The sequence below is a fragment of the Brachybacterium tyrofermentans genome, assembly GCF_039526165.1.
GTDB lineage: Bacteria > Actinomycetota > Actinomycetes > Actinomycetales > Dermabacteraceae > Brachybacterium > Brachybacterium tyrofermentans.
Genome location: NZ_BAAAIR010000044.1, coordinates 24,382 through 41,898, shown reverse-complemented (window position 1 = coordinate 41,898; position 17,517 = coordinate 24,382). Strand labels below are relative to the sequence as shown.

Annotated in this window: 14 protein-coding genes and 1 pseudogene; 3 read left to right on the top strand and 12 right to left on the bottom strand. The window is 72.2% G+C overall.

The features are described 5' to 3' along the window. Positions 1-23: 23 nt before the first annotated feature. Positions 24-1,028: a universal stress protein gene (locus tag ABD093_RS13150; RefSeq protein ID WP_343925053.1), complete on the bottom strand. Its 1,005-nt coding sequence runs from the start codon at positions 1,026-1,028 to the stop codon at positions 24-26. 212 nt (positions 1,029-1,240) lie between these two features. Here ABD093_RS13150 and ABD093_RS13145 point away from each other — a divergent pair, with 212 nt between their 5' ends. Next, on the top strand, positions 1,241-1,531 hold the full coding sequence (locus ABD093_RS13145; protein ID WP_343925051.1) for a DUF1905 domain-containing protein: 291 nt from the start codon (positions 1,241-1,243) through the stop codon (positions 1,529-1,531). Between the two features lie 61 nt (positions 1,532-1,592). Here the strand turns inward: ABD093_RS13145 and ABD093_RS13140 are convergent, their stop codons facing one another. After that, positions 1,593-2,117, bottom strand: coding sequence for an SRPBCC family protein (locus tag ABD093_RS13140; protein ID WP_343925049.1), 525 nt, complete (start codon positions 2,115-2,117; stop codon positions 1,593-1,595). A 95-nt stretch (positions 2,118-2,212) separates the two neighbouring features. Further along, the gene (locus ABD093_RS13135; RefSeq protein WP_193118554.1) at positions 2,213-3,196 is read right to left on the bottom strand and encodes a LysR family transcriptional regulator; all 984 of its coding nucleotides are present in this window, start codon (positions 3,194-3,196) and stop codon (positions 2,213-2,215) included. A gap of 89 nt (positions 3,197-3,285) precedes the next feature. On the opposite strand from ABD093_RS13135, the gene ABD093_RS13130 reads away from it, so the two are divergent. After that, the gene (locus ABD093_RS13130; protein ID WP_193118553.1) at positions 3,286-3,597 is read left to right on the top strand and encodes a hypothetical protein; all 312 of its coding nucleotides are present in this window, start codon (positions 3,286-3,288) and stop codon (positions 3,595-3,597) included. A gap of 143 nt (positions 3,598-3,740) precedes the next feature. Here ABD093_RS13130 and ABD093_RS13125 read toward each other — a convergent pair whose 3' ends face one another. Next, a complete protein-coding gene (locus ABD093_RS13125; protein WP_193118552.1) occupies positions 3,741-4,115 on the bottom strand; it encodes a VOC family protein in 375 nt (124 codons plus the stop codon). 82 nt (positions 4,116-4,197) lie between these two features. Here ABD093_RS13125 and ABD093_RS13120 point away from each other — a divergent pair, with 82 nt between their 5' ends. Beyond that, a complete protein-coding gene (locus ABD093_RS13120; protein WP_193118551.1) occupies positions 4,198-4,752 on the top strand; it encodes a MarR family winged helix-turn-helix transcriptional regulator in 555 nt (184 codons plus the stop codon). Between the two features lie 160 nt (positions 4,753-4,912). On the opposite strand, the gene ABD093_RS13115 is transcribed toward ABD093_RS13120, so the two are convergent. From ABD093_RS13115 to ABD093_RS13080, 8 genes and pseudogenes are all read right to left on the bottom strand, one after another. Then, entirely contained in the window at positions 4,913-8,476 is a 3,564-nt protein-coding gene (locus ABD093_RS13115) for a S41 family peptidase (protein ID WP_343925045.1), read from the bottom strand. Between the two features lie 79 nt (positions 8,477-8,555). Continuing rightward, a complete protein-coding gene (locus ABD093_RS13110; protein ID WP_343925043.1) occupies positions 8,556-9,407 on the bottom strand; it encodes a hypothetical protein in 852 nt (283 codons plus the stop codon). 89 nt (positions 9,408-9,496) lie between these two features. After that, complete coding sequence (locus ABD093_RS13105) at positions 9,497-10,522, bottom strand: hypothetical protein (protein ID WP_343925041.1); 1,026 nt, start codon at positions 10,520-10,522, stop codon at positions 9,497-9,499. 187 nt (positions 10,523-10,709) lie between these two features. After that, positions 10,710-12,259, bottom strand: a pseudogene (locus ABD093_RS13100) (alkaline phosphatase D family protein). A gap of 388 nt (positions 12,260-12,647) precedes the next feature. Further along, positions 12,648-14,297 (bottom strand): alkaline phosphatase D family protein, encoded by a 1,650-nt coding sequence (locus ABD093_RS13095; RefSeq protein WP_193118546.1) that lies wholly within the window; start codon positions 14,295-14,297, stop codon positions 12,648-12,650. Between the two features lie 174 nt (positions 14,298-14,471). Beyond that, a complete protein-coding gene (locus ABD093_RS13090) occupies positions 14,472-15,590 on the bottom strand; it encodes an exodeoxyribonuclease III (RefSeq protein ID WP_343925039.1) in 1,119 nt (372 codons plus the stop codon). 37 nt (positions 15,591-15,627) lie between these two features. Beyond that, a complete protein-coding gene (locus ABD093_RS13085; RefSeq protein ID WP_343925037.1) occupies positions 15,628-16,695 on the bottom strand; it encodes an LLM class flavin-dependent oxidoreductase in 1,068 nt (355 codons plus the stop codon). Positions 16,696-16,805: 110 nt separating this feature from the next. Further along, positions 16,806-17,288 (bottom strand): VOC family protein, encoded by a 483-nt coding sequence (locus ABD093_RS13080; RefSeq protein WP_343925035.1) that lies wholly within the window; start codon positions 17,286-17,288, stop codon positions 16,806-16,808. Positions 17,289-17,517: the final 229 nt, after the last annotated feature.

Here is a 17,517-nt window from a genome sequence, read left to right as displayed (position 1 = left end):
CTGCCCCTTCTCCGCGGGGGTCCTCAGCGGGGCCGGGGTGAACCGTTCCCGAGGCGGTCGAGATCGAGGTCCGGGACCACCATCACGGGGCACTCGGCGCGCTGCAGCACGGACCGCGAGACGGATCCCAGCAGGGCGCTCGCGATCCGGCCGTGCCCGCGGGTGCCGACGACCACCAGCTGCGCCCCGGTGGAGTGGTCCAGCAGTTCGGTGGCGGGGTCGGCCAGCTCGGCCTCGTAGGTGATCACCGAGCCGGGGAAGTGACCGCGCAGTCGGTCTGCGAAGGTCTCCAGCTCGTCCGTGAGCTGCTCGAGCTGCTGGTCGATGACGGACTGCTCGGGGACCATCGCCGCGTACCAGACGCCCCACGACTCCGGCGGCGGCATCGTCATCACCAGGTGCAGGGGCGCGCCGCGCTGGTGCGCCGCCTGGGCCGCGAGGAGCGCCGCGACATCGCTGCGCTCGGAGCGGTCCACCCCGGCCACGACAGGTGAGTCATCGGCGATCGGGGCGAAGCGTGCGGCCCCTTCACCGGTGCCGATCTCATACTGGCGCGGGACGACGACCGTGGGGCAATGGGCGTGGGCGGGCAGCGCCGAGGACACCGAGCCCAGGAGGCGGCCGACGAATCCACCCCGTCCGCGGGCGCCCACGACAGCGAGCTGCGCCCGCGAGGACTGGTGCACGAGCGCTCCGGCGGCATCGCCCTCCGCGGTGCAGAAGTCGACCTCGCCGGGATAGCCGCGCAGCTCCTCCCGCGCTCCCTCGAGCACGCCCTGCGCCGCCGTCTCGCGGACGGCATCGTCCGGGGGAGAGGGCAAGGAGGCGAGATTCGCGTAGATCATCGACGATTCCGTGTACGCGGTCAGCACCGTCAGGTGGCAGTCGAGGCGCTGGGCGGCCCGCGCCGCGTAGTGCAGGGCCTGGATCGACTGGTCGGAGCCGTCGAACCCGACGAGGACCCCGAGCGGGCGGTCAGCTGGGTCATAGGGGAAGGGAGCTCCCGAGGTGCGGTCGTCGTCATCCATCACACAGCCTCCTGCGCCCGGGGGCTCTGGGTGACCGACGACGGTGCCCCCGAACTCGAAGCCATCGCCGATACCTCCATCGTAGGCGCGTGGGGTCCGGTGGGCAGGGGCGAAGGTCCCTGGAGCGGGGCGGGACGGGCGGTGCGGGTCGCGGCAGTGCGGGTCGGGTTGGGGCGTGGCAGGGCGCGCGGCGGGAGGTCTACGCTCGGAGCGTGGATCTCCTCTTCACGGCGACGACGATCGAATGGCGCGGCCCCGCGCCATTCGTGTTCGCCCGCGTGCCCGAGGAGGAGGCGGACGCGATCGCCTCCATCGCCCGGGAGGCCACGTACGGCTGGGGCTGCATCCCGGTCGCCGTCCGCATCGGCGATACCGACTTCAGCACCTCGCTCTTCCCGCGGAACGGGGGCTATCTCGTGCCCGTGAAGGTCGCGGTGCAGCGCGCCGAACAGGTCGAGGTGGGCGACGAGATCGAGGTCGAGCTGCACCTCGAAGCGCGCTGATCCGGCCCCTGCTGTGCAGGCCAAGACCTAGGCCAGGGCCAGGGTCGCGGTCTCGGGTGGGTCAGACGGTCGGCTGGTCGGGCAGGTCGAGCTCCTCGGCGTAGCGGTCGCGCAGCTGCGACCAGCCGTGTTCGAGCGCGTCCCTGCCCACGATCCGGGCCTGGTCGACGCCGTCGAGGCGCGCGTCGAGCACCCCGAGGCACACCTGCCAGCCGGCGATGTAGGTCGGCGCGTACTGCGGTGCGGTCAGCTTCATCAGGAGCGTCACCCGGGCCTCGTCGACCAGCCACTCGAGGATGTCGTCGCCCCAGCGATGGGTCAGGGCGTGCTCGCCGGCGGTGGCCAGGACGTCGACGGAGACCGGATCGTCCTCGGGGTTCTCACGGCTCAGCACCGGTCCGGTCTCGGTGAGCGCGCGCTCGGGGACGATCGGGGACCAGGTGACCAGGAGCTCCGGGTCGGTGAGGTGCGCCCAGATCTGCTCGGCGGTGCCGGAGAGGTCGGCCTCGAGCACCACGGCGTCCTCGGTGAGGTCCACGGCGACGGGGAGGTCGGCGATGCGCTGGTCGATGCTGAGCTCGTTCACGGGGTTCTCCTTCCGGGCACCGCGGCGGCTGCGGCGATGCGGGCGACGTCCCGCCATTGTCCACCCCTGGTGGGTGGCTCGGACGGGGACCGAGGTCAGATCTGGGCGGGCTCGGGTGAGGTGCTGCGGACCTGAGCCCGGGGGCGGGTCTCCGTCTCGAGGAGATGCGTGACGCCCGGGATCTCGGCGGCGCGCTTGGCGGCGACGGCGTGGATCCTCTGGACGATGTGCTGCGCGGCCGGGTTCCTGGCGATGGTGCGGCGCACCTGGACCCGGAGCCGGCGGCGTGGAGCCGGTGGAGCCAGCGGGATCGCCACGATGTCGGGGCGCATGTTCTGCGCGATCACCGAGGGCTGCACGCTCACATAGTCGCCCGTGGCGACGAAGCCGAGAACGGTGGGGAAGTCATTGGGGTTCACATCGACGCACGGGGAGAACCCGGCGGCTCGGCAGGCGGCGCCGATGCGGTCGAACCAGAACGAGTCGATCGGGTCGTCGGTCACCCAGGACTCCTCGGCCAGGTCCTTGAGGTGAATCGTCGATCGTGCCGCGAGCGGATGGCCCGCGCTCACGAGCGCGACGTACCCCTCCTCGAGGATCTCGTGGATCTCCCAGTCGACGGATTCGATGGGGCCCGTGCCCTCGCCGACGACGATGTCCATGCCGGCTTCGGCGAGATCCTCACAGCTGCAGTCCCTCAGAGCGAGCTCGAGCCCCAGGTCGGGGTAGGTGCGCCGCACGTCCTGGGCGAGCTCGGGGATCCAGGTCGCCGCGATCGACGTCGCGTAGCCGAGGCGCAGTGTGCCGGTGCGGCCGGATCGCAGATCCTTCACGGTGCGCTCGAGTGCGCGGAGCGCGTCGAGCGCCGGTCCGGCTTCGGCGGCGATGAGCCGGGCGTGGGCGGTGACGGTGATGCCGCGCCCGGATCGTTCGATCAGCTCGAGACCGGTCTCGCGACGCAGGTTCGTGAGGTGCTGGCTGACCGCCGACGGGGTGTAGCCGAGCGCCTCGGCGCTGGCACGGATGCTGCCGGTCTCGACGACGGAGCGCAGCACGCGGAGCTTGAGAGGATCGAGCATGACCCGACCCTACATCTGTTCAGTTCGACTGAACAGAGCGGAGCGAATCATCGCTTGTCCTTACGGGAGGGCGGGCGCAGGATCAGACCATGTCCTCCGCACTGATCGGCCTCGCCCTCATCCTCCTCATCGCCGTCGTCACCGTCGCCCTCGGGGCGCTCACGCGTCTGCTCGCCGCCCGGATCGTCGGCCCGCGCTCGCCGTCCGACGCCCCGCTCACCCCGCTCGAGCGCATCGCCCTGGGCAACGAGATCATCGCCCGCGACCTCCAGCCCGACGACACCCACCCGATCGCCCGCACCGCATCGCGCGATGCTCGGGCCGGGTGGGCCGACGGGCCGGTTCAGCGCCAGGACCTCGCGGTCCGATATCCCGAGATCGCCGCCCACGCCCTGCGCTGAGTTGTGGGGGACGGACTGGTCTCGCCTGCCGCGCCCCCTCACTGCTGCGCTGCCGAGTTGCCCATCTGCTGCGCTGGCGCACTGCTGATCTCCTGATTCGCCGCGCTTCCCCGCCCCGCCGCCGTCGTTCCTCGGCGGCCCGCTCAGTCGGCGGTGGTGTGGGCCGTGAGCGCATAGCCCTCGGGGCCGATGAAGGCGACCATCCGTCCGAACGGGGAGTCCGTCGGGGCGCCGAGGATCTGGACGTCGGCCGCGAGGAGCCGGTCGTGCAGCGCGTCCGCGTCGTCGACGCCGAACCACATGGCGACCCCGACGCCGGGGCGTGGGGAGGCGGCGTCGAGGTCGACCCCTGGCAGCGGCTCGCGCACGGCGAAGGGGATCGGCGCGGTGTCGAACACGATCGCCCCGGGAGGGCCCGCGGGGGCGCGTGTCATGCCCAGGTGCTGCTCGAAGAACTGGGCGGCGGCCTCGAGGTCGCGCACCTGGAGGGCGAGGAAGTCGGGTCCGGTGGTGGTCATGGGGTCCTCCTGGGATCGGAACTCCTGTATGTCAGGACCCTTACATTGAACGTCGGCCGACGGGGTATGTCAAGATGCTGATATGCAGACTCCGGACCCGTCCCGTGCCGACTCCGCTCGTGATGTCGAGGGCGAACGTGACGCCGACTCCGTGAGTGACGCTCGCTCCGCTGGTGACGCCGAGGGCGCTGCCGGCGCCGACGACTCCGACCTCGCCCGCCGCCTCGGCTACGTGCTCAAGCAGGCGCAGTCCGCCCTGCGCTCTCGCATGGATGGGGCGCTGAGGCCCCTCGGGCTCACCGTTCCGCAGTACGCGTGCCTCGAGCTCCTGGCCTCCGGGCCGCTCACCAATGCCGAGCTCGCCCGGGGCGCCTTCGTCACCGCGCAGTCGATGAACTCCGTGGTGACGTCGCTGCAGGAGCGGGGCCTCGTGGCGCGCGAGGACGTCGCCCCGAGCGGCCGGCGCCGCCCCGCCGAGCTCACCGAGTCGGGTCGCGCACTGCTCGCCGAGGCCGACGGGTCGGTGCGCCGGATCGAGGCGCAGATGATCGAGGCGATCGCGGGACGGGACGCCGATCGCCTGGTCGACGACCTCTCCGCGATCGCCGAGCACCTGCCGTCGGCCGACCAGGGCTGAGCGGGGCCGCCGCGAGCCGTCCGAGCTGTCGAGCCGTCGGCGTCGCGCAGACGGCCGGCCACCCGCGCGGAGGGGTCCGCACGGGTGGCCGGCACCGGTGTGATCGGGTCAATCCAGCAGGTCAGATCCGTAGGTCAGAGCAGCAAGTCGGACCAGCAGGTCAGCCCTTCGGGCGCCCGAAGCGCGGCGCAGGCAGCGGAGGCGCGGTCGAGGCCGGGGTCTGCGCGAGCAGGTCGAGGGCCTCGGTGATGCTGCGCTCGAGCTGCGGGTCCTGGCCGCCCACCCACGCGTTCGGCGGCAGCGGCACCTCGATGTCGGGATCCACGCCGTAGTTCTCGATCTCCCAGTCCACGCCCTCGAACCAGCTGGCGTACTTCGGCTGGGTGACGCCGGTGCCGTCGACGAGGTCATAGCGGCCGTCGATGCCGATCACGCCGCCCCAGGTGCGGGTGCCGATCACGGGCCCGATCTTCATCGCCTTGGAGACGGCGTTGACGATGTCGCCGTCCGATCCCGCCTCCTGGTTGGTCACCAGCACCACCGCGCCGCGCGGGGCGAACTGCGGGTAGGTGCCGGGCGTCTCGTGGCGCGGGTAGTCCCAGGAGAGCACACGCCGTGCGAGCCGGTCGGTGACCAGCTGCGAGGTGTGGCCGCCGCTGTTGTAGCGCACGTCCACCACGAGGCCCTCCTTGGTGGTGGCCTCGCGCAGGTCACGGTGCATCTGCGCCCAGCCGGAGGAGACCATGTCCGGAATGTGCAGGTAGCCGAGGCGGCCGTCCGAGAGCTCCTCGACCAGCGCGCGGCGCGAGGCGACCCACGCCTGGTAGCGCAGCGCGGAGTCGTCGGGCAGCGGGGTCACGGCGACCCGCCGCTCCACGCCGTCCCGCTCGAGCACCAGCTCGGTGGGGGTGTTCGCCGAGCCGACCAGCTGGCCCTGCACGCCGGTCCCGGCCTCACCCATCTCCCGGCCGTCCACGCGCACGATCGCGTCGCCCACCTCGGCGGCCACGCCGGGGGCGAGCAGCGGGGAGCGGGCGTCGGGATCGGAGGAGTCGCCGGGCAGGATCCGGGTGATCACCCAGCGCCCGTCGCGGTGCTCGATGTCCGCGCCGAGGTAGGCGGGCAGCATCGGCGGATCGGCCTGGTACGGGGTGCCCTGCACATAGGCGTGCGAGGTGCCGAGCTCGCCCTGGACCTCCCACATCAGGTCCTGGAAGTCGTCGTCGGTGACCACACGCTCGATGACCGGGTCGTACCAGGAGGTCATCGCGTGCCAGTCCATGCCGTCCATGTCGGCGCGCCAGTACTGCTGCGCCATGATCCGGTAGTTGTCCCAGAGCATCCCGCGACGCTCCTTGACGGGGTCGACGAACAGGCGCAGCCGCCCGGTGTCGATCACCACGCGAGCAGGGTCGTCGTCCTCGGCCTTGCGGGCGGCCGGGATCTGCACCCAGCTCTCGCCCTGCCGGATGACCAGGGTCTCGCCGTCGCCGGACGCCTCGAGATCGGTGACGCCCTCGGCGAGCACGGTGAGCTTGCGGTCGGCGAGGCTCCAGTGCTCCAGGGCGGGACCGGGGGCCTCGCCCTCGACGCCGGCGCGGGTGCTGCCGAGCACCCCCTGCTGGGGATGGCGCAGCCAGACGAAGCCGCCGCTGACCGCGGTGAGGTGCGAGTACGAGCCCGAGATGACCGGGAAGGGCACCATCCGTGCCTCCACCGCGTCCATGTCGACCCGGGTGGTGGGCGGCGCGGTCGCCTCGTCGGTGCCCGAGGGGCTGGTCGCGCTCGCCGGGTGGGCCGACGGGTCGGCGGCCAGGGCGCCGCCGGCGTGCGCCGCTCCGGCACCCTGCCCCTGCGCCCCGTGTCCGGGGGCGCCTGTGCCGGGGGCATCTGCGCCCTCGGCGTGCGCGCCATGCGCTGCCGGGTCCTTCGCCGCCGGTTCCGCGGCGCTGCCGCTCCAGCCGTCCGGGTGGGGGCCGAACGGGTCCGGGGTGGAGCGCTCGAGCGGGATGAGGAAGGGGCGCTCGGCGTTGACGAAGCCGAGGTCGAAGACCATGTCGTCGTACACGGTCTCGAAGGTGCGCAGCGAGAGCAGCGCCAGATGCTTGCCGTCGGCGCTGAAGGCCGGGGCGGCGTCCTGGTACTTGCCCGAGGTGAGGGCCCGTCCCATCGGTTCGGCGTCCTCGGTGTCGGAGATCAGCAGGCGGCTGAGCATCCACGAGTTCGGCTCGCTCCACACCAGCCACCGGCCGTCCGGCGACCAGGCGAGGTCCTGCACCTCGCCGCCGTTGGAGCGGCCCACCTCGCGCACATGGTCCAGGCGCGGCGCCTCCGGGGCATCGGCTCCGGCGCCGGTGCTGGAGCCGGTGCCGGCCTTCGCGGAGTGCGAGGTGCGGGCCGGATCGGTCAGGCCGCGCAGGGTCACCAGGCGCACCACGTTGTCGTGGGTGGAGATCGCGATCTTGGAGCCGTCGGGGGAGGGGATCGCGTGCAGGATCCGGCCCACGTCCCCGAGGTCGAAGCGGATCTCCTCGCCGCCGCCGTCGAGCCGCGCGAGCGCGAGCACGTCGGAGCCGACGCCGCCGTCCTCCCGGTCCGCGAGCGCCTCGGCGTCGGTGACCAGCAGGGCGTAGGGGGACCGGCCCAGCGGCCGCACCTCGCGGAGCCGCAGCCCGCAGGTGCCGGCCAGCAGCCGTGCCGGGCCGCCGCGGTGGGTGAGCGCGTGGGCGCCGCCGCGCCATTCGACGACGCTCGAGCGGGCGTCGTGCACCGGCCGCATGGCCAGCAGGTTCGAGCTGGGGGAGGCCGGGCGGGGCAGGCGTGCCGCGCCGACGCCGGAGGCCAGGATCTCGATCTCGCGGGGCTGCGCGTCCAGGGAGTCCAGGGCGAACAGACGGCCGCGGGAGGTGAACACGATGGCGCTGCCGTCGGTCGAGGGCTCGCGCAGGTAGCCCTCCTCGGAGGTCAGCGAGGTGTGGACCTGCAGGTCGGTGCCGTCGGCCGCGACGGACCACAGGTTCGCGCTGGCGCGGTCGGTGCGGGCTGCGCCGGGGCCGGGGGTGTCCGAGGCGAAGATCAGGCGGTCCCTGTACCAGGAGATGCACAGCGTCGAGGCCAGGATGTCCTCGAGCAGCGGCTCCCAGGAGCGGGCGGCGTGCGCGGCGACCGGGGCATCGAGGGCGACGTCCTCGCGGGAGACCCAGAGCTTCACGGCGGTGCCGCCCTGGTAGTGCTTCCAGCTGGCCTGGTCGCGGCGCCACGGGGTGGCGACCACGGTGGTGCCCGACGGGTGGATCGCGACCTCGCCGGAGCGGCCCAGGGGCAGCACCTCGGCATTCCCGTCCAGGTCGATCGCCCACAGCTGCGCATCGCGGGCGATCGGGGCGTTGTAGCTGGTGGTGGCGACGATGCGGCCATCCGGCAACCAGCCGACGACCTTCGTGGACGGCTTGCCCCAGGCGGTCAGCCGGCGCGGCGCGGTGTCGCCCTCGGTCGCGATCACCCACACCTCGGGGCCGCCGGTGGTGCGGGAGGTGTAGGCGACGTGCGTGCCGTCGGGCGAGAAGCGGGGGAAGGCGACCGGGGCGCCCTCGTCGGTCAGGCGCCAGGCCCGGCCACCGGAGAGCGGGGCCAGCCACACGTCGTTCGCGGCGGTGAAGGCGACGAGATCGCCACGGACGTCAGGGTGGCGGAGGTAGGCGGCATGAGCGGGAGTCGAAGGCATGGTCCAACTCTAGGGGTGAGCGGCGCCACGTCGAGGGGATATCTGCCCCGAGCGGACAGGCGACCGTGGGGAGGTGCCGTCAGGCGAGGGCGGCGGCGACCACGGAGTCCGCGCGGTGCAGCGTCACCGCGAGCTCGCCCCGGGTGACGCTCTCCTCACCGGTCCAGCCGGAAACGGTGAGGGTGCCCGTGAGCATGCCGGCCGCCTCGAGCCAGGAGGCGTCGGCGAGCGCGGACCAGGGCGCGACGTCCTCTGCCGCTGCGGCGCCCGCTGGCGACGGCTCGTCGCCCGACGTGCCTGCGGCGGGCGACTCCTCGCCCGACGAGTCATCGGCAGACGGCCCGCCGGTCGACGGATCCCAGGTGACACCGACCCCGGCCAGCGCCGGGCGCAGGAGGGCTGTGAGCAGGCCGGCCGCGCAGTCCTGGGTGGCGGGATCGTCCGGATGCACCTTCAGGGAGGCGTCGCCCCACAGGGCGCCGCGGCCGTGCAGCCACAGCAGGGCGGCGGCGCGAGCGGGCTCCTCGCCGAGGTCGACGATCAGTACGGGCGTGCCCTCGAGGGGCACGGCCGGGGACCCGGCGAAGCGGTGCAGCGCGAGGGCCAGGTCGCCGCGCGTGACGGCGGCGCCGGGGGAGTAGGAGCTCCCGTCCAGGGCCGGCTGCACGCCGTTCTCGTCGGCCCAGACCATGGCGTCCAGACCCTCCGCACCATCCTTCACATCCGAGAACGGACTGGTGGCCGACGCCGCGGCACCGCCCTGGGCCGCGGCGAGCGGAGCGGGCCCACCGGACCTGGTGAGCAGGGCGCCCACGCCCACCGCGCCGGTCACCGCGGCCGCCGCCGCTCCGGCCAGCAGGAGGGAACGACGCCCGTGCAGTCGCCGGGCAGGGACCGGCGAGGACGGCATCGACAGGCCCGGAGCACTCACCGGAGCGTTCTCCGGCGCGGCGTCCGGGGTCGATGACCTGTCGGGGGCGCCGGGTCGGCCTGCTCGCAGCCGGGGCGCGGCAGGTCGTCTCACAGCCACTGCAGCTCCCTCATCCGGCGCACGATCGCCCAGCTCACGGCGAGGTTTCCCCAGCCGTTGAGATGGATGCCGTCCGAGGCGACGAGCAGCGGTGGCACCACGCCACGGTCCAGGGCATCCTGCGTCGTGCCCTGCGCGAGCAGCTGCAGCGGGGCGAGCGGGGAGCAGTGCAGGCCCTCCTCGCTGGTGAGCAGCTGCTGGAGATCCAGGAAATGGTCGCCGTATCGGCGGGCCTGCTCCGTGTTGACGGCGGCGACGGCGTCTCCGGTCGCGGAGCCGTGCGCATCGTGCTCGGTGCACCAGTGGCCGAGCACCAGCGAGTCCGCCTCCGGAGTCTCCGCCGCGTCCCACAGGCGCTGCACGTCCTGCAGCACCCCGGTGACGTCGAGGATGTTGTTCTTGCCCACCCACAGCACCTGACGGGACGAGGCCGCGATCTCCACGAGGGAGGACGTGAAGACGCCGCCCGCGACCGTCGCGGCGAGATCGTCGGCCGGGACGGCGGCCGGATCGTCGGGCGTGAAGTACCAGGTCCCGCTGCTGCCGTCGAGCATCCCTGCGAGCCCGTCGACCGTGCCGGGGACCTGGATCGGGCCGCTCGGGGCGAGGCCGGAATCCAGCGTGACCTCGACTCGATCGGAGGGGGTCGCGGAGTTCGCCGTCGAGCCTGCCGCTGTGCCCGCGGCCGGCCCACCGACGACCGCCAGGCGCGGGGTGTCCAGGCCGCGCAGGAGCAGGGTGTGGGCGGAGCGGGTGGCGCCCACACCGAACGCGTGCACCGGGGCGGGGGAGGCCGAGAGGGTGAGGTGCTCGTGGATCCGCACGGGCAGCGGAGTCGCCTCCGCGCCGCCCTCGGAGCTCATCGAGGAGGAGCCCCAGAGCGTCATCGGGCGAGAGCCGGATTCGAGGTCCAGCAGGCGTCGGGAGGCCTCGGTGCCGGTGGCCGAGGAGGGCGGGGCCGCCAGGAGGAGTGCGGCAGGCGCGGCCGGTGCGGCGGCGAGCTGCGGCGAGGGCATCGATCCTCCGTGAGCGGTGCGGGACGGGTGCCCCGACGGGCACGCGCGAGTCCTCACCTTACGGGAGGGAGCGTCGTGGGAACAGGCCGTGGGCTGTGATCCCCGCCGGTCGTCACACGGAGGACCGACGGACCGACCCGCGAGCCCGATGTCCTCGATTCTGCAGGTCAGAGTCGTTCGGGTGGTCTCACGCCTCGTGGAGCGACGGCTCCCCGGCTGGCACCACGTAGGTGCGGTCGATGCTCGCCTCGGCGTCCGGGACCGTGACGGCGGGAAGGGTCTTGTAGTCCACGCGGAGCTCCTCGGTCGAGTACTCCGAGAGAACGTAGCCGCGGCGCCCACGGATGTAGCGCACGTGCGGGTTCTCGGCGTAGACATCCTCCTCGCCGTTCACGACATCACCGCCGTCGCCGCCCGAGGTGATCGAGGTGGTGACCAGCTCGACGCCGACCGTCGGGGCGGACGGGTCCCAGAAGTCCGTGGTCAGCTCATTGGCGAAGTGCACGTGCACGTCCCCGGTGAGCACCACCGGGTTCGTGACGCCTCGCTGCGCCCAGCTGTCGATGAGGGTGTCGCGATCCGCGCGGTAGCCGTCCCAGCCGTCCGAGGCGAGGGTCGTCGTGGGCCCGGCGGTGATGTCGCGCTTGGCGAAGAAGACGCCCTGGGCGAAGAGCTGCCAGGTCGTCTCGGAGGCGCCCATCCCGTCAGCAGCCACTGCTCCTGACGGTCGCCGAGCAGGGTGCGCGACGGATCGGTCTGCTCCTCGCAGTCAGCGAACCACCAGGTCTTGCCGCCATCGTGGCAGGCTTGCAGGTCCCGGTACTGGCGGGTGTCGAGCACGTGGAAGGTGGCGAGGTCGCCCCAGCTCAGCCGACGGAAAAGCTGCATCGAGGAGCCCACCGGGGCGCTGCTGCGACGCAGCGGCATGTTCTCGTAGTAGGCCTGCTCCGCGGCGATCCTCCGCGCCACCCACGCATCGGTGGGGACTCCGTCCTTGGGGTACTCACCGGCCCAGTTGTCCTGGATCTCGTGGTCGTCCCAGGTGACGATCCACGGCGCGGTCGCGTGCAGCAGCTGCAGGTCCGGGTCGGTCTTGTACGTCGCATACCGCAGCCGGTAGTCCTCGAGCGTGGTGCACAGCTTGTGCGGGTGGGTGCGGATCTTCCCGGTGCCGGGGCCACCCTCGTAGATGTAGTCGCCGAGGCAGAACACCAGGTCGGGGCGGTCCTCCGCGGCGCGACGGTAGGCGGTGAACCAGCCCCCCTCCCAGTGCGCGCAGGACAGGTGCACCATCCGCAGGTTCCGTGTGCTCCCGCTGGCCGGAGTAGTCAGCGTGCGGCCCACAGGAGAGACGTACCGACCGGTGCGGAAGCGGTAGTAGAACTCGGAATCGGCGGGCAGGTCCTCGAGCTCCACGTGGACGCTGTGCGCCTCCTCCGGTCGGGCGGTCTCCGTGCCGCGACGCACGATCGAGCGGAACCTCTCGTCGCTCGCGAGCTCCCACCGCACGTCCACGGCGACATCCGGCATCCAGCCGCGACCGTCGAGCACGTGCGGGTCCACCGCGAGGCGGGTCCACAGCACCACCGAGCTGCTGGTCGGGTCGCCCGACGCGATCCCGAGAGTGAAGGGATCCTGCTGGCGCCAGCCGCCGTCGGCCGAGGCGGGCAGGGTGCCCAGCACGCCGGCGGTGGTGAGCGCGCTCAGCGTCACCCCGGTGAAGATCCGGCGGCTCATCCGCCGTTGCCGAGCCAGGTTCGCGCGGTGATCGGGGGCGATGAAACGGGTGGGTTCCGAGGGTGTCGAGCCGAGTGCACTGCCGGAAATATTGTTCACGGAGTTCCCAATCTGAGGTAAGGATTTCCATAGGTACCATCCGGGCGGCCGTCTCGCTCGAGGTTCGCGGAAGCCCGCTGAGAACGTCATCGACCGGCCATCGTCCCGGCGGCGGCGGTTCATCGGGTCGACACGGGCGGCCCGTCTGTCGGCTGCGGGGGCACCCCGCGCGGAGCGATCACCCACGGCCTCGTCTCCGCGGTCCTGCTGACGGGAGGCCTGCTCAGGGACCTCACCGTTCAGCAGGTGCCCCGCTCCTCCCGGCCGAGGTGGTGGGCGAGCCTGCTCGTCACGCCTCGTGCAGCGCGGGCTCCCCGGCGGGCACCACGAACGACCTGTCGATCGATACCGGGGCATCGGGGGTGGTGACCGCCGAGACGGTCTTGAAATCCACCCGCAGCTCCTCGGCCGAGTACTCCGAGAACACGTACCCGCGGCGGCCGCGGATGTACTTGATGTGCGGGTTCTCGGCGTAGATCGTCTCCTCGTTGCTGACCGTGTCGCTGCCGTCGCCGCCGGAGGTGATCGAGGTCGCCACGAGCTCCACGCCACGGGTCGCCGAGCCCGGGTCGTCGAAATCGGCCTTCAGCTCGTTGGCGTAGTGCACGTGCACATCGCCGGTGAGCACCACGGGATTCACGACGCCCCGTTCCGCCCAGCTGTCCACCAGGGTGTCGCGGTCAGCGCGGTACCCGTCCCACCCGTCCGAGCTGGCGGTCGCCCCCGGCCCCACGAGCCCATCGCGCTTGGCGAAGAAGACGCTCTGCGCGAAGAGCTGCCAGGTCGACGTCGACTCGCCCATCCCGTCCAGCAGCCACTGCTCCTGACGGTCGCCGAGCAGGGTGCGCGACGGATCGGTCTGCTCCTCGCAGTCCTCGAACCACCAGGTCTTGCCGCCGTCGTGGCAGGCCTGCAGGTCTCGGTACTGGCGGGTGTCGAGCACATGGAAGGTGGCGAGGTCGCCCCAGCTCAGCCGACGGAAGAGCTGGATCGACGAGCCCGTCGGGGCGCTCGAGCGTCGCAGCGGCATGTTCTCGTAGTAGGCCTGCTCCGCGGCGATCTTGCGGGCCACCCACGCGTCGGTCGGCACGCCGTCCGTGGGGTACTCACCGGCCCAGTTGTTCTGGATCTCGTGGTCGTCCCAGGTGACGATCCACGGCGCGGTCGCGTGCAGCAGCTGCAGGTCGGGGTCGGTCTTGTAGGTCGCATACCGCAGGCGGTAGTCCTCGAGCGTGGTGCACAGCTTGCCCGGGTGGGTACGGGTCTTCCCGGTGGCGGGCCGGCCCTCGTAGATGTAGTCCCCGAGCCCGAACACCAGGTCGGGGTGGTCCTCGGCGGCGCGCCGGTAGGCGGTGAACCATCCGCCCTCCCAGTGGGAGCAGGACAGGTGCACCATCCGCAGGTTCCGGGTGCTGCCGCTGGCCGGGGTGGTCAGCGTGCGGCCGACGGGGGAGACGTGCCGCCCGGTGCGGAAGCGGTAGTAGAACTCGGAATCGGCGGGCAGGTCCTCGAGCTCCACGTGGACGCTGTGCGCCTCCTCGGGACGGGCGGTCTCGGTGCCGCGGCGCACGATCGAGCGGAAGCGTTCGTCGCTCGCGAGCTCCCAGCGCACCTCGACGGGGACGTTCGGCATGCCGCCGCGACCGTCGATCACGTGCGGGTCGATGGCGAGCCGGGTCCACAGCACCACCGAGCTGCTGGTGGGGTCCCCGGAGGCGATCCCCAGGGTGAAGGGCTCCTTCTCGCGCCAGTTCCCCTCGGCGCTGGCCGTCTGGATGCCGAGCACCCCGGCCGTGGCGAGCGTGGTCAGGGAGGCGCCGGTGAAGATCCGGCGGCTCATCCGGCGCTGCCGGGCGAGGTTCGCCCGACGGTCCGGCGCGATGAATCGGGTGGACTGCTGGGGCTCCTGGCCGAGGAGGCTTCCGGAGAGATCGCTCATGGGAATCCTGTTCTGGGGGACACGGGATTCTCATCCTCGCCACGGCCGTTGCGCCGCGCGAGGCGTTCTGGGCGGGGCTGACCGGATCGTCATCGACTGGCCATCCCCGCAGCCGAGACCGTTCACGATCCCGCCATGGTCCGCCCGTCTGTGCGGGGGTGGAGGGCGAGCATGTCAGCGCAGGTCGTAGTCGACGATCACCGGTGAGTGATCCGAGAGCCGCACGCCGCGGAACTCCCGGTCGACCTCGGCGCGGACGGCGCTGCGGGCCAGACGCGGCGTGGCCAGGTGATAGTCCAGGCGCCATCCCGCATCCTTCGCGAAGGACTGCCCCAGCCACGACCACCATGAGTACGGACCGTCCTCATCCGGATGCAGGCTCCGCACGACGTCGACCAGCGTGCGCGGGGAGAGCTGCTGCCCGAACCACTCCCGCTCCTCCGGGAGGAAGCCGTCGTTCTGCTGATTCCGTCTCCACGCGGCGAGGTCCTGCCGGGTGTGCGCGATGTTGAGGTCGCCCATGAGGAGGAACTCGCGGCCCGCGGCGGCGGCCGCCCGTCGGGTGCTGGTCAGATACCGCGAGAACGCCGCCATGAAGCCCATCTTCCGGGCGTAACGGGCCCCACCGTCGGGTGCCTCGCGCATCCGTTCGGGGCGCTGCAGCTCGACGGGAAGGCCGCCCTTGGGCAGGTAGAGGCAGGCGATCGTGACCGGGGCGTCCGCCAGGTCGACCTCGAGATAGCGGCCCTGACCGGCGAAGGGGCCGAGCCCGCGGGAGAGGGGGACATGGTCGGGGGAGGAGACGAGCTCGAGGGTGCTGGTGCCGCCGGCGGGCCGATCGTGATGGGAGCTGGCGATATCGCCAGCTCCAGTCATCATCGGCCAGCCCGTGTCACGCGCGCCCGGTGACCCCGTGGCGCTGCCCGCATCCGGCGTTCCCGTGGTGCTGCCTGCATCCGGCGTTCCCGTGGTGCTGCCTGCGTCCGGCGTTCCCGTGGTGCCGCTCGCGCCGGGGGTTCCCGTCGGCCCACCCATGAGGGCGGTCCCGCTCCAGGTCCGCACCGCCGCGGGGGCCTGCCGGGTGAGCACCGCGACGCCGTTGCGCCCGGGCAGGGTCCCTGTGTCGAGGGCGACGTGGAAGTCCCCGAACGCGCGCTCGGGGATCCTGTCCGCCTGCGCCCGCACCTCCTGGAGCGCGATCACGTCGCAGCCCCGCGTGGCCAGCCAATCGTCGAACCCCCGACGATGCGTGGCGCGGATCCCGTTGATGTTGGCCGTGGCGATGCGCAGCATGCGTCGAGGGTACGTGCTGGTCAGCCAGCCGTGCCGGTCAGGCGATCGGGTCGCCCTGGACCGGACCCTCGGTGTTCGGCACCCAGCCCAGAGCAGGCGCCACGTGCTGGGCGAAGGACTCCAGGATGTGCAGGTTCAGCTCCACGCCGGCCTGCGAGGGGATCGTGAGCATGAGGGTGTCGGCGGACTGCACGGCGGCGTCGGCCTTCAGCTGCTCGATGAGCTGGTCCGGTTCGCCCGTGTAGGAACGGCCGAAGGTCGAGCGGGTGTTGTCGATGATGCCGATCTGGTCCGAGTCCTCGCCTGGCCGCATGCCGAACATCCGTCGATCCTGCTCGGTGACGATCGGGAACACGCTGCGGGAGACGGACACGCGCGGGGTGTGCTCGTGCCCGGCCTCGCGGAACGCTTCGCGGAAGACGTCGATCTGCTCGGCCTGGAGGTCGCCGAAGGAGGCGCCGGTGGCCTCGGTGAGCAGGGTCGAGCTCATGAGGTTCAGTCCCTGGGTGCCGGTGCGCTCGGCGGTCTCCCGGGAGCCGGCGCCCCACCAGATGCGCTGGAAGAGGTCCGGGGACTGCGGTTCGATGCGCAGCGGGGCGTGGGGCGCGGCGTCGGACATATAGGGCTGTGCGGCCGCGCGGGCCATCGGCTGCCCCTGGATGGCCTGCAGGAACGCCTCGAACTTCGACTGGGCGAGGTCAGCCCCGCGAGGGTCCGTGGAGCCGGTGTAGCCGAAGGATTCCCAGCCGCGGTCCGCCGCCTCGGGAGCTCCCCGGGAGATGCCGAGCGCTACGCGTCCGTCGGCGATCAGGTCCAGGGCGGCGGCCTCCTCGGCGAGGTAGAGCGGGTTCTCGTAGCGCATGTCGATCACGCCGGTCCCGACCTCGATGCGCTGCGTGCGCGCGGCGACCGCGGCGAGCAGGGGCATCGGAGAGGTGGACTGCTTGGCGTAGTGGTGGACGCGGAAGTAGGCGCCGTTGACGCCGAGCTCGTCCGCGCCGACGGAGATGTCGATCGCGTCGTGCAGCATCTGGCGGGCGCTGAGGCCGCCCTGCGCCGGGCTGCCGCCGTAGTGGCCGAAACTGAGGAATCCGAAAGCTCGCATGAGACCACCCTATCCAGTCGTTCAGTTTTCAACAAGAGTGGGATCGGCCCCGGTCGCCATCGGCTCGTCCACGACTGCCGGCCATGGGCTCGGCGTCGACCCCCGGCCGGTCAGGCTTTCTCGGCGCTCTCGGCGCTCTCGGCGCTCTCGGCGCTCTCGGCGCTCCCACCCACCACCAGCGCGAACATCACGCCGTAGCGGTCGACCACCTGGCCGTAGTGATCGCCCCAGGGGGCGAGGGCGAAGGGCATCGCGACCCGGCCGCCCGCCGCGGTGACGGTGTCGATGAGCGTGTGCGCCTGATCGACCGCGTCGAGGCCGACGAGGAAGGAGTACACCTCCGACTCCAGCGGTGGCAGCTCCTGGCCCGGCTCGCCGATGCCATCCCCGCCCGCGACGGTCAGGAGTCCGCCGGTGAGGGTGCCGTGCGCGACCGTGCCGGGCGGGGGCGTGAAGGGGAAGCCGGAGAGGTCCGGGAGGTCGTCGTAGAGGGTGATGTCGAGCGTGCCGCCGAACAGTTCCTGCCAGTGGGCGAGGACCTCTGCGGCGTTGTTCGGGAAGCTGATGTACGGCGAGTTCTGCGGTGCGGGCATGACGTCCTCCCAGGTCGAGATCGGGCGGCGTCCTTGCCGTCCACGTCAGCGCAGTCTGGCACGTCCCGCTCGGATCCGACGGCGCACACCCGGTCAGGATCGTCGACGACGAGCCGCTCGCCGACCATGCGGCGGGCGCGCTCCACCGTGGCTCTGTCGGGGCGGTCCTCTGCCTGTGGACGAGACCTGCGCCCCAACTTTCCGCGAGAGCCCTGGTGCGAGGTCTTCG